Genomic DNA, 12,119 nt, shown 5'->3' on the forward strand with positions numbered 1-12,119 from the left:
ATGCTCGTCTACGAAAACACGAAAGCCGGCTTTCTCGACGGCGCGTTGGAAGCCCAACTCGTCCCGAAAATCAAGCAGGGGTATCAATCACAGGGGGTCGGGATGGGCAGTCCCGGAGAAGTCCGATCGTGGAAGAACTCCCTGCAGTACATGCACAGCGTCCTGAGTGGCAGTTCCGTCCCGAGCGATGCCGGTGTCGCGATCGAACTCAAAATCCCGCTGACATCCAAGCGAATCGATTTTCTGGTCTCCGGCTACGACGCGGCGGACAGCGCGAACGTGGTTATCATCGAGCTCAAACAGTGGGAGGGAGACAGCACGGAACGCGTTGAGACCCAAGACGGCATCGTCAAAACCGCCCTCGGCGGCGGGATTCGCGAAACCCCTCATCCGAGCTATCAGGCCGCGTCGTACGCCCAACTGCTCTCGGATTTCAACATCACGATCCGCGAGAAACCGATCGAGCTTCATATCTTGGCGTATCTACATAATTTCGAGGCACAACACCGCGAGACGCTCGATAACGACCTCTACCGGCCCTACATCGAGCAGGCACCGATTTATATTCGTGGCGATGCGAAGAAACTGCGTGCCTTCCTCGAGTCTCAGATCGACGTCGGCGACGACCGCGAGAACCTCTATGCGATGAACGAGGGGAAGATCAGGCCAGCAAAATCCCTGCAGAACTCGCTGTTGGAGATGCCAGAGGAACGAGACGAGTTCACGCTGATCGACTCCCAGAAGGTCGTCTTCGAGAGGGCCGTCGAATTGACGAGACGCTGCCGACGAGACGGTCAGAAACGGACGCTGATCGTCGACGGCGGCCCCGGGACCGGAAAGACCGTGGTGGCGATCAACATCCTCGCGGAGTTGATTCAAAACGACATGGTCGCTCAGTACGTCTCGAAGAACCGAGCGCCACGCGAGGTTTACAAGGAGAAACTGCGTGGTGACAAACTGGTCAAAGAGATCGAACACCTCTTTACGGGCGCTGGCAGCTTCGTCGAGACGGAGTCGAACACGCTGCCCGCGTTGATCGCCGATGAGGCCCATCGACTGAACGAGGAATCGACGTTCTTCGGTCGCGGTGAAAACCAGATCATGGAGATCATCAACGCCGCCAAGTTCAATGTGTTCTTCATCGACGAGAGCCAGCGCGTCCACATCGACGACATCGGCTCGAAAGACGAGATCGAAAAACACGCTACCGAGTTAGGCGCCGAAATCGAGGAGTCGACGCTCGAATCACAGTTCCACTGTAACGGCTCGAAAGGCTACATCGCCTGGGTTGACGACGTACTACAGATCCGCCACACGGCGAACGCAGACGGGTTCGATCTCGACTTCGACTTGCGCGTGTTCGACTCCCCTGAAGCGCTGCATGCGGCGATCGAAGCAAAGAACGAACAGACCCGGCTCTCCCGGGTCGTAGCGGGGTACTGTTGGGAGTGGGAGAAAGACGGCCGTGCCGACCCGGACGCAACCGACATCGAGATCGGCGATTACGAGCGGAGTTGGAACCTCGACGATAGCGATCCGTGGGCGATCGCGGAGGGCTCGATCGACGAGGTCGGATGCATCCACACCTGCCAGGGCCTCGAATTCGACTACGTCGGCGTGATCATCGGTGACGATCTGAAATACCGCGACGGCGAGATCATCGTCGATCACGAAGCACGGGCGAGTACGGACCGGTCGCTGTTCGGCATCAAGAAGATGTTTGACGAGGAGCCCGAGAAAGCAGCCGAGATAGCCGAAGAACTCATCAAAAACACCTACCGGACGCTCATGACCCACGGCATGAACGGTTGTTATCTGTACTGCTGTGACGACGAACTCCAAGAGTACCTCGGAACACGCATCGAAACCATCTCCACCACCCACTGAGCACGTCTCTACCGATGGGCACTCTCGTTCTCGACATCGAAACCGCGAGCCCACTCGAAGAACCATCCGCGAACGCGAACGACACGCAGTACTTCGAGTGGGTTGCCGTCGGCCTCGCGTACGTCGACGCGTTACAGGACACACCTGAAACCGACGTGTTGTTCCGACGCGGAAACTGGGACGACGCCTACACGCGCGATCTCTTCGAACAACTCTTCGAGTGGTGTGAGAAACGGAACGTAGAGCGGCTGCTCACGTACAACGGAACCTGGTTCGACGGCAAACACCTACTCACCTGGGCCCGCGAGCTCGACACAACGAGTGACACGCGACTGAGACAGCGAACCGAGTCTCTCTTCGGGAACCACATCGATGTCGCCCTCGCCGCTGCCGACGAATATTCGGACGAGCTCCTGGATGGCCAGCCGATCCTCCCGGACTGGAAAGCGTACGATATCGCGGGGATCAACAACGACAGCGTCTGGTACGACGACTACGACTTCCCCGAGACGTACCTCTCGGAGATTGACGGGCCAGCCGTCCAGGGCAAACACATCGGACGAGTCATCGGCGACAAATACGTGCAAAACGTCGACGCCGAAATCGAACACACCAGCGTCCATCGAGAGCTCACGCGACTCCTTGAGGACTACTGCAGGAGCGACGTTGTCGATCTGATCGACCTCTACACCGCACTCGGTGGCCCTGAACTCGACGACACGTACCGCCGGCCACCGTCACAAATCGCGTGATTCGTTCGACACACCGAAATCTGGAATATTAGCCGTAGAGAATACAGGAGAATGCCCACGGTTTCAGCCGTGGGAGGGTGCCGAGAGCTAAACCTTCTCCCGCTTGGCCGTGACCGTCGTTGGGTCTCTCGAACGCGAAGAACAGTAAGATCTCTGTCATATCTACTCCACTACCGATCCGGCGCACGGTTTTATTCGTTTTAGACTGTTGCCGTGAGTATGGACGAACTGACGGCGAATATCTCGTTCGACAGGTTCGCGGATATGCCGGAGTTCTACGGGTCGGGGGCTGCGGAATACCGCCTGGCGATGGTGAAAGAGCGGGCCGACTTCCTCGATCTGTTCGCAGGCGCTCGTCACGTAGACGCCGTGACGTACGCGGAGACGCCCGACCTGATGGTGAAAATGTTGACCGAGTACGACATCGGCTCACTCGACGTACTCATCGGGAACGCCGACGACTACGCCGACCAGGTGAACGACGTCTCGACGGCGAGGTCGCTCGTCCGACTGCGACAGAACGACCGACTCACGGTTCGACTGAAGAACCGGAAGACAGTCCACTCGAAGATCTATCGAATCGTTATGCCGGACGACACGGTGAAACTCGTCCAAGGGTCGGCCAACCTCTCGCGGAACTCTTGGGAGTACCACACGAACCAGATCTCCGTCATTACGACCGACGTCGGGACCGAACTGGACGAAGAGTTCGAGCGATTCATCGACGAGTACCGCGAAGGATACAGCGATCAGACGCTTCTCGAAGGGCTCGTCGAGGCGCTGGAAGAGGCCGACTCACCGGAAGAGCGGGAGAACCGCATCGAGTACTGGGTCGGTGCTGGCGATCTCGACGTGAGCGACACTGCTGCTCTGAACCAAGACGCCGTCGAGGATCTGAAAGACGTCGCCGATCAGGTCACTGCGGTCGTTGACGACCCACAAAAGGCCGACGAGACGGTCGCATTCGTCGAAGCCCCCGAGAACGCTGACCGCAACGTCGTCGAGCCGGACGAGCTAACGGACGAAGACGGGTCGACTGACGCTGCGGACGAGGAGTCACCGGACGTCGGGCTCGTCGAATCGGATCACGAAACGGGGCTGACGGACGGGCTCGACCGACCGCGTATCCGCGCGCCCGACGAGAAGATCCGAATGGGAACCAGCAAGGTGGACAAAGACACCGCCGACGAGTTCGGGGCCGGGCTTCGTGACCGCGGTGCGACCGTCGAGGACCACAGCATCACCGCACCGCTGAGCGCGTACAACAACCAAGTCAAGGAATCGACAGCCATCCCGACGATGTCGGTCCTGCCGGAGGCCGAGCAAATCGTGATCGGCGAGGACGACGAGATGATTCTCGTCGCCACCGACGAGCCGACCCCCGAACTCCTGGATCACTGCCTCGAAACCATCGAAGACTACATCGAGACTGTCGACGACCACGGCCACACACAGTCCGAGACCGCAGTAATGGCACAGATGTACGAGGCGTTCCTCTACGGGTTCTGGGCCCCGTTCGCCAACCAGTACGCCGAGGCGTTGTCGTCACCGTCACGGACGCTGGACAACGTCCTACAACACCTCTACATCGAAGGAAAGAGCGACGCGGGAAAGGATAAGCTCACCGAGTACATCCTGCGACTTGTCTCCGACAACACGGTCATTTCCGGTGTGGATGCAGACGATGTCGGCGTCAAGGAAGTCCGCGGCGTCCGCGAATGGGACACGTGCTTTCCGTACGCCATCATCGACGCCGAAAAAGAGAAGATCCAGCGATGGAGCCCGATCCGAAACTACTGGGGCGACTGGACGCCCACCAGCGTCGATCAACCGTGTCTCATCTTCACGACCAACGACGCGCTCCCGAAATCCGAGTTCCGAAACCGAATGAAGATCCTGAGCATGGACGTCTCCTTTCCCTCCAATCCGGAGGACCCGGGCTTCCGCGAAGCCCAACAAGACCTCTCGGAGGTGTTGGAACGACAGAACCCGATCTTCAGTTATGTGGCCCGGCGAATGCTCACCGAACAACCATGGACCGACGGGAACGGTACAATCGAAGACGTCCGCCGCATTGTCCGCGAATTCTACGACGAAGCCGGTCGAGAGCAACCCGAGTACTTCCCCGCTGACGAACCGGCCGAGAAAACGTACGACACGGGACGGTTGAAGTGGCAGCGGGATATTCAAGGCGGCCGTGTCACGTTCGAGTCAGAACCGAATGCCATCACAGCCGACTTCGACCGCGAAGAGTACGAAGTGTACGACTACGAGAAGCGCCTCCCCAAACGATTCATGTCCGAAAAATCGTCCACAAGCGTCTACATCGGCGCACCCGAGGAATTCGCTGAATGGATCGGATATTCCGTCAACGAACTCCTGAACGGGGCGGCCGAAACCGGCACGGACATTGAACAGTCAGACCACACAGAAGACGCGTCGGATACCGACGACTCCGGTGGATTCTTTTCTCGACTGTTCGGAGACTAATCTCGTCGATTCCCTGCCCGATTCTCCGAGGGGACTACACGAGCTCCATCGCCTGCTCGGTCAGTCGGTAGCGATATGCTGGGCTGACAAATACGATCTGCCCGTAGTTTTCCGATTTCGTGACCTCTTCAGAGGACTCAATCGCTTCGACAGCTGTATTGAGTCGGTCCACTGGGTCGCCGGAACGCAGAAAGTCAATGACTTGCTCTGGTTCGATACCGAACTCTGCAGCGAGGATACTTCGGATTGTCCGCCCAGCATCGTCAGCGACGGCGACAGACGGTGCTGAGGCACGGGCTTGCGGCCCATCTCGCTCCGCAGCATCCTCAGAAAGCGCCGTGACCTGCAGCTCATCGTCGATATGCGCGATGAGGGCCTTCAGATTCGCTTCAGCTTCCTCAGTCACTTGCCCGTTCACGATGTCATCAAGCCGCTCGCTAATCGTAAAGACGTCCGGCCCGGGTGGCGCTGTCTGCGCAAGGATCCCGATATCCACGAGATGACTAAGTACCGTCCTCGGTTGGTACTCGATATCGACATCAAGCGAGTCAACCATCTCTGCTCGTTTGATACCCTCTTCCTTGGAGTCGATTCCTGCCTTGTAGAACGCTTTTGCGACGGCTACCTGGTCGGCAACGCTGTGCGTGTTCCCCTTTCGTTCCCGGATATACCGCTCCAAGCGGTCAAACTCTGTGTCGTCTTCCTCGTCAATCGTGAGCGCGTTCCTGACTGTGTCTGGCAGTTCTGGACGCGGCGCGTCACGGTGCCGCTTGGCTTTCTCCGACAGGCGCGTGTTATCGTAGAGTGCACGCGCGACCGGAAGCCCACGGAGATACTTGTACTCGTAGAGAATCTCCACACCGTGTTCAGTCAGGCCGTAGAACTGACTGGGGAGATCGCGCGCATCCTCATTCGGCGGGTACCGATAACAGTCAATAATATTGTTGTCACTGAGAACCTCCAGCTGATCCCGGATCGCGGCCTTGTTCTTCGGCATCATGTACGCCAACTCATCAAGTGAGGGGAGATGCTCTGGGTGGCCAAGGATGAACTGCAGAATCAAGTGTCGCGTCTCCTGGGAGAGCAGGTCGTAGATCTGCCGCTGTTCTTCGAACGGGCCGCCACCCTCCGCGGCAGGCGCATCACTCATGATCTCACTTGAGAGTACCTTGGCGATGCGAATAATACTTTGGGTCAACTGGTGTGGTTAACCGGCGTATTAGCCATATTAGTTAGCAACCTATTTATTCAGTCCCCGAGGAGCACACAGCATGGCTGACCCCGGCCCGCCTCCAAATGCAGCGGAGATCATGGAGAGCGTGAACGATGCGCTCCAAGGTCTCGAATTAGAACCTCACGAAACATCGGACATACTGGGGTTCGCCAACCAAGAACTTCCACACCTCCACACTCCCGAAGATTCGTATTTCATCCTCGGCAGCTACCGCGAGCCCTACATTCGACGGCTCCGAATCGTCCAGAACGAACTAGACAAGCGACTCGGTACATACCCGTTCCTGATGGGCGATCTCCCAGAATTGGATATTGATCGGCTCCCTGTCTTCCGCATCCGATTCACACTCCTCGCTGCGCACGCCGACACCATTGTCGCCGTGTATGAACAGGACGCCGGCGGCGAAATCACCGAACTCGGAAAGATCAGCACGACACCATACTTCGACAAATCCTACGTGCTACCGCGGGACTACGCGTGGATGACCGAACAGAACCTCAACACCGAAGCAGACGTCATCGCCGCTGCCGCCACGATCTACTTCAACGACGATCTCGACGAAGCTACCACCGAAGAAGAACTGGACTCACTCATCACAGCGGCGAACAAGAACGATATCGATCTTTCGACATCAGACATCATAGAGCGACTTGAAGATAGAGACGACAGCGAAGACGCCCCAGTTTCATACAGTTGGGTGCATCTCAACGAATTCCGCCTCTTCGAACTTCACAATCGATGCTTCGCTTGGTCCAACCCAGATGGTCTACGCGATGTCCTAAATGAAGTTCCGTAGTACTGGATCAGTGATGATAAAGTTACGAGCGCATACCCCCGTCTTTAGGCGGGGGTCAAGCGGACCATAGCCTACACACCCGCCGATGACGCCACGGCTGGATTTCCCACCGTTCTATCGGTAGTATTAAGCAGACAACGGGCCATAGTGTACAACACAGATGAAGACCACACGGCACGCGACCTACAACCTCAACTACCACATAGTGTGGTTGCCGAAGTACCGACAGTCGGTACTCGTCAACGGGGTCGCCAGTCGTGTCAGGTCCATCCTCTATGAAATAGCCGACGACAAAGGCGTCGAAATACTCGACCTCACCGTACAGCCCGACCACGTTCACCTGTTCGTCAGTAGCCCACCCAAGAACGAACCGGCACTACTCGCCAATTGGTTCAAGGGCATCTCCTCGCGCAAGTACAACCACCGATACGCCGACCACGACGGCGAGAAAATCGGATGGGCGCGAGGATACTACGCAGGGACCGCCGGGCACGTTTCGAGTGAGACTGTCGAGAACTACATCCGGCAACACAAGGAGGGCGATTCGTGACCGAACTCACGAAGACGCTGGAACTCAAACTTGTGGACCCGAACGCCCACAAGCGGAGGAAACTTCGTGAGACGCGAGAGGCGTACCAGAACGCCCTCCAAGACGCCTTCGACGCTGGGTGTACCACGCAGACCGAAGCGAACGACGTGGTGGTCAACTACGACCTGAGCGGGTACGCGAAGAACGCGCTCAAGAAGTACGTCCCGCAACTCACGACGACGTACAACGCGGGCGAACTTCACGACGACCACCCCGTCCGCTTCACGAACGAAGGGCTACGGCTCGACCACAAGCCCGAGAACGCTATCGAGTGGTACGTCAAAATCCCGCACCACGAGGACTACCACCTCTGGATGCCCGCCCAACCGAACCCTGAACAGCGCGAGTGGTTGGAAGCGTTAAACGCGGGAGACGCCACGATGGGCGAGAGTCGGCTGTTCGAGCGGGACGGAAAATGGTATCTCCACGTCACCGCCACCCGCGACGTAGAGGAACGCTCCGAGGGGTCCGCCGAAGAACGGACGCCCATCGGAGTAGACATCGGGGAAGCGTCACTCGTCACGGTGTGTCACCGCGACGACCACGGATCTCCGACCGCGCCCGAACTGTGGGCCGACGAAGGCAAGACCGTCCGTCGGCTCCGCAAGACCTACTTCACCGCCAAGCGCCGACTCCAGACGCGCGGAAGTGACCGTATCGCAGAGTCCTTCGGGGACGATATATGGAACCAGATAGACGACGTGTTCCACCGTGTTACCCGCGAGGTCGTGGAGTACGCTGAGTCCGTCGAGAATCCCGTTCTTGTTCTGGAAGACCTGACGCACATACGGGAGTCGATGGACTACGGTGACTTCATGAATCGGCGTCTCCACGGATGGGGATTCGCCAAACTCCACGCGCAGATACGCTACAAGGCCGTCGAGAAGGGCATCCCCGTCGAGACGGTGAACCCGCGCAACACGTCGAAAGAGTGCCACGCTTGCGGTGAAGTGGGGTATCGCTCGCGACAGGCGACGTTCAAGTGTACGAACGACGCTTGCTGGATGGGCGAGTACCAAGCGGACGTGAACGGCGCGATAAATATCGCAGACCGCTACCTCAGCGGTGAGAGCCATTCAAGAGAACACACGGATGGCGATGACTCGGCTGAGGATGGGGGGCGTTTGACCGCCCCACAAGACACCCAAGCCGATGCTACCAACCAAGAGACGCTTGGGACGTATGCGTCTTGAAACCATAGGGCCACGACCGGCCTGAAATCCCGTGGTGGGATTCCCGCGTCTTCAGGCGCGGGAGGAGGTCAAGACACCAACAACGTTCAGCAGTAAGGATCTGTTCACTCATAGCGCCCACTCGGGTCTCCGATAGGGGAGCGTCGTCACGTCGAAGGCGTTGTAGTGTCGGTCGCAGGTGAGGATATGATCGATCTCTAACTCGACCACGTGTGACGCGACGATCCGGCGGCGATCGCGAAAGTCCATTTCTAACAAAAATCCCGCCTTTTCGACGTACGGTCGTGGCTGCGCGCGCACGCGAGCGACAGTGAGAGCGAGCACGGAGCGGAGGGTGGGGCGGCGGTTGGTGGGTGGTGGTCGAATGAAGCGCGACGCCGGATAGCTCACGCAGCCCTCGAACTGCCCCGATACGGCCGGCCCATCACACACGAATCGTCACAGCCGCCCGTTCCGAACTCCGTATCGGTACGCCCGATCGCGAGTGCCCTCAAAACAGAACGTCTGTCCCGCGTGTCGACCGCACCAGAAAGCACCGCCGACAGGACGCGACCCGGCTTCGAACGGCTTCCACGACCGGCCCCGGGCGATCCGCCACGACGCCCCTCGGTTCGCCCACACCGACGCCCTCGATTTCTCCCCCCACAAGCGAGGCCCCCGATTCCCACCAGCAAAAAAGGGGGCTCGGCTCCCGCTACTCGAGCTCCTGGAATCGCGCCCGGACGGTCGCTCGCGAGACGTCCGCCGCCTCCGCGAGTTCGCCCTGGGTCACTCGCTCGCCTGTCTCCCGACCGGCCAGGTACAGCGCCCCGGCCGCGACCCCACCGGGGTGGACGCCCCCGGTCGCCACCGTCTCGGCCGCCTCGAGCCGCTCTCGGGCGCGACGCTGCGTCCTTCGGCTGGCGTCGACCTCGGAGGCCACCTTCGGCAGGTACGCCTCCGGGGCCAGCGGTGGCACCGGCAGCCCCAGCTCCCGATTGCACACCGTGTAGCCGTTCTCGATCCGCGTTGCCGACACCACCGCCACCGAGGCGAGTTCCGCTATCGTCCGCGGGTGTTCGTTGATCCGACAGACTGCATACAGCACTCCGGCCGCGATCGCCTCGATCGATCGCCCGCACAACAGCCCCTCGTCTTGGGCCGTCCGGAACAGCTGACACGCCTGCGCTCGGGTGCTCTTCGGCACGCCCAGCGCCCCCGCCATCCGCCGGATTTCGAGGAAGCCTTTCATCCGGTTGCGTTCGGCCTTCGAGTCGAACTTCGCGCGTCGGTGCTCGCGACGCAGTCGGTGCAATCGTGAGCGCTTCTTCGAATCGACGCTCGACTCGGACCCGTTTGGCGAGTACCCGATGTCCGTCCCGATCCCGCGATCGTGTCGTTCCACCGTGTTCGGCCGCCCGACGTGTCGCCCCGCCGCGTTCCCCTCGTCGTCGACCGTCCACTGGGGCCCGCGGTCGATCTTGTTTTCGTCGATCACGAGACCACAGTCGTCACACACCGTCTCGTCGACGTTCGCTGTCACCCGACCGCCACATTCGGGGCACGTGTTGGCGTCGTTCTGTTCGACGTCCTCGTCGAAGCCACGCTCGTACGCACCGTCCGTCCGCCCGCTCCGCGCCGCCGCCTGTTCACCGCGCTGTTCGACCGAATCCTTATTTGCTGTTACGTTCGTATCGTACATTGGAACTCACAGGTTCCTGAAGGCGCCAACCACGGCGTCCGAAACCGCGATGTCACACCATCGCGGATTTCTCTGCATCACCCGACCAGTCACGTCGCGCCCTCGCTCGCGCCTTCGCGAGCGCCCTTGGGCGCGAGCGAGGGCGCGTCAGCCTCGGGACACAGCCAGCCGCCCGCGCCGCCCCGGCGAGGGGGGCGACCGCAGGGAGCCCCCACGAGTCGGGGCTCGGGCGCTCGCGGTGTGGAGAGCGCCCGATCACGAGGACCGACGCGAGCGTCCAGCGGAGTAAGCGTGGCGGGGTGAGCACCCACGGCGCGCAACCCCCCGCGCTTACCCGCTGGCGTCGAGACCAGACGCCCGGAACGGGCGCGGGCAGTGCGGAGAGCGCCCGCACGCCCGGACTGGTCGGTCGCGAGCGACCGCGACCGGGCCCGACCGGCGTGAGCGCGAGCGAACGCCGCAGCGGGGCCGGAAGCGGGCGTCGGTCCGAGTGGCGAGGGCGGCGTGCCGTGGGCGGGAGTTAGACAGCGGCCGCCACAGCTCGGCTCGCTTGCGGCCTCCGGCGCGCGAGGAATCGATCGTCGCCGGTGGACTCGAGGACGCGCGAGGGGAGGGGGGCGAGGCAACGGGCTGGCGGGGACGGAGCGTGCGGCGTCACACGCGCCGCTGGCACCGGCTAGGAGGGCTCAACACAGCCTGAAGTGCCCTGGTACCGCGACCCTCGGAAGGGTTATCCCACGTTGCACACTCTATCTGTATGTAATGGCAAACGGTACGGTTGACTTCTTCAACGATACGGGCGGCTACGGTTTCATTTCGACAGACGACGGCGACCTCGACGACGACGAAGACGTGTTCTTCCACATGGAGGACGTCGGTGGTCCGGACCTCGAGGAGGGCACCGATGTCGAGTTCGACATCGAGTCCTCACCCAAGGGCCCCCGCGCGGCGAACGTCGTTCGACAGTAACACCGGTATACACCTGTCGCTCACACCGACAGACACCGATTCCGACTTTTCAGTCCGCTTCGACGTCTTGACCACCGTGACCTAACGAGAGAGTGAACTCCGATCCGTCGTCAGCGTTACCAAGCGACTCCGGAATGAGTTGGTCTTCGAGGCGATATATCACACTGAGAGACCCGAACCGAAGCCCCAACCCTCGCGGTGGGAGTCGTTCACCCAGCCGGTGTCGGGTCAGTGAACGTACTCAGGTTCCACAGCGACCCGAGGTGACACCTTGCCAATATACGCGCCGTTGTTTAAATACTAATACGAACCAATCGGCTGTAGAAGCGCGGAAGCCCGACCGCAAGAGGGACGACCGCAGGGAGGACCGGCCCGACGACGTGCGGTGCGGGCGCGGGAGGACGCGTCAGTTTGGATCGCGTTACTCAACTTCGACCACGGTCGAATCGTTTGGTGACCGAATCGATCGGCCGTGCTCCATCGTGAGATCGTCCATGACCAGCCAAACATTGCGCTTGTTGGCCTTCC

The 12,119-nt window shown here is 60.2% G+C and carries 10 protein-coding genes; 7 read left to right on the forward strand and 3 right to left on the reverse strand.

The features are described 5' to 3' along the window. The 3 genes from NMLP_RS07875 to NMLP_RS07885 all read left to right on the forward strand — a co-directional run bounded on the left by NMLP_RS07875 (position 1) and on the right by NMLP_RS07885 (position 5,129). Positions 1–1,887 carry a DUF2075 domain-containing protein gene (locus NMLP_RS07875; RefSeq protein WP_015409586.1) on the forward strand — a complete coding sequence of 629 codons (1,887 nt, stop codon included), beginning with the start codon at positions 1–3 and terminating at the stop codon, positions 1,885–1,887. A gap of 14 nt (positions 1,888–1,901) precedes the next feature. Further along, on the forward strand, positions 1,902–2,639 hold the full coding sequence (locus NMLP_RS07880) for a hypothetical protein (protein WP_015409587.1): 738 nt from the start codon (positions 1,902–1,904) through the stop codon (positions 2,637–2,639). A gap of 219 nt (positions 2,640–2,858) precedes the next feature. Continuing rightward, a complete protein-coding gene (locus NMLP_RS07885; protein WP_015409588.1) occupies positions 2,859–5,129 on the forward strand; it encodes a phospholipase D-like domain-containing protein in 2,271 nt (756 codons plus the stop codon). Positions 5,130–5,163: 34 nt separating this feature from the next. On the opposite strand, the gene NMLP_RS07890 is transcribed toward NMLP_RS07885, so the two are convergent. Further along, complete coding sequence (locus tag NMLP_RS07890; RefSeq protein WP_015409589.1) at positions 5,164–6,279, reverse strand: hypothetical protein; 1,116 nt, start codon at positions 6,277–6,279, stop codon at positions 5,164–5,166. A 121-nt stretch (positions 6,280–6,400) separates the two neighbouring features. On the opposite strand from NMLP_RS07890, the gene NMLP_RS07895 reads away from it, so the two are divergent. The 3 genes from NMLP_RS07895 to NMLP_RS07905 all read left to right on the forward strand — a co-directional run bounded on the left by NMLP_RS07895 (position 6,401) and on the right by NMLP_RS07905 (position 8,941). Further along, complete coding sequence (locus NMLP_RS07895) at positions 6,401–7,159, forward strand: hypothetical protein (RefSeq protein ID WP_015409590.1); 759 nt, start codon at positions 6,401–6,403, stop codon at positions 7,157–7,159. A 160-nt stretch (positions 7,160–7,319) separates the two neighbouring features. After that, a complete protein-coding gene (gene tnpA / locus NMLP_RS07900; protein ID WP_015409591.1) occupies positions 7,320–7,709 on the forward strand; it encodes an IS200/IS605-like element ISNamo17 family transposase in 390 nt (129 codons plus the stop codon). After that, positions 7,706–8,941 carry an RNA-guided endonuclease InsQ/TnpB family protein gene (locus tag NMLP_RS07905; RefSeq protein ID WP_015409592.1) on the forward strand — a complete coding sequence of 412 codons (1,236 nt, stop codon included), beginning with the start codon at positions 7,706–7,708 and terminating at the stop codon, positions 8,939–8,941. The genes tnpA and NMLP_RS07905 overlap by 4 nt, the downstream gene beginning before the upstream one ends. Positions 8,942–9,049: 108 nt before the next feature. On the opposite strand, the gene NMLP_RS15430 is transcribed toward NMLP_RS07905, so the two are convergent. Both NMLP_RS15430 and NMLP_RS07910 read right to left on the reverse strand, forming a co-directional pair. Further along, the gene (locus tag NMLP_RS15430; protein ID WP_160169587.1) at positions 9,050–9,190 is read right to left on the reverse strand and encodes a hypothetical protein; all 141 of its coding nucleotides are present in this window, start codon (positions 9,188–9,190) and stop codon (positions 9,050–9,052) included. Positions 9,191–9,635: 445 nt separating this feature from the next. After that, positions 9,636–10,622 (reverse strand): transcription initiation factor IIB, encoded by a 987-nt coding sequence (locus NMLP_RS07910; protein ID WP_015409593.1) that lies wholly within the window; start codon positions 10,620–10,622, stop codon positions 9,636–9,638. A gap of 762 nt (positions 10,623–11,384) precedes the next feature. On the opposite strand from NMLP_RS07910, the gene NMLP_RS07915 reads away from it, so the two are divergent. Beyond that, a complete protein-coding gene (locus tag NMLP_RS07915) occupies positions 11,385–11,591 on the forward strand; it encodes a cold-shock protein (protein ID WP_015409594.1) in 207 nt (68 codons plus the stop codon). Positions 11,592–12,119 lie beyond the last annotated feature (528 nt).

The sequence above is a fragment of the Natronomonas moolapensis 8.8.11 genome, from assembly GCF_000591055.1.
GTDB lineage: Archaea > Halobacteriota > Halobacteria > Halobacteriales > Haloarculaceae > Natronomonas > Natronomonas moolapensis.

Excerpts from the sequence above, each read along its gene's own strand:
- NMLP_RS07875 (WP_015409586.1), top strand. The coding sequence starts at position 1 with ATGCTCGTCTACGAAAACACGAAAGCCGGCTTTCTCGACGGCGCGTTG.
- NMLP_RS07880 (WP_015409587.1), top strand. The coding sequence starts at position 1,902 with ATGGGCACTCTCGTTCTCGACATCGAAACCGCGAGCCCACTCGAAGAA.
- NMLP_RS07885 (WP_015409588.1), top strand. The coding sequence starts at position 2,859 with ATGGACGAACTGACGGCGAATATCTCGTTCGACAGGTTCGCGGATATG.
- NMLP_RS07890 (WP_015409589.1), bottom strand. The coding sequence starts at position 6,279 with ATGAGTGATGCGCCTGCCGCGGAGGGTGGCGGCCCGTTCGAAGAACAG.
- NMLP_RS07895 (WP_015409590.1), top strand. The coding sequence starts at position 6,401 with ATGGCTGACCCCGGCCCGCCTCCAAATGCAGCGGAGATCATGGAGAGC.
- tnpA (WP_015409591.1), top strand. The coding sequence starts at position 7,320 with ATGAAGACCACACGGCACGCGACCTACAACCTCAACTACCACATAGTG.
- NMLP_RS15430 (WP_160169587.1), bottom strand. The coding sequence starts at position 9,190 with ATGGACTTTCGCGATCGCCGCCGGATCGTCGCGTCACACGTGGTCGAG.
- NMLP_RS07910 (WP_015409593.1), bottom strand. The coding sequence starts at position 10,622 with ATGTACGATACGAACGTAACAGCAAATAAGGATTCGGTCGAACAGCGC.
- NMLP_RS07915 (WP_015409594.1), top strand. The coding sequence starts at position 11,385 with ATGGCAAACGGTACGGTTGACTTCTTCAACGATACGGGCGGCTACGGT.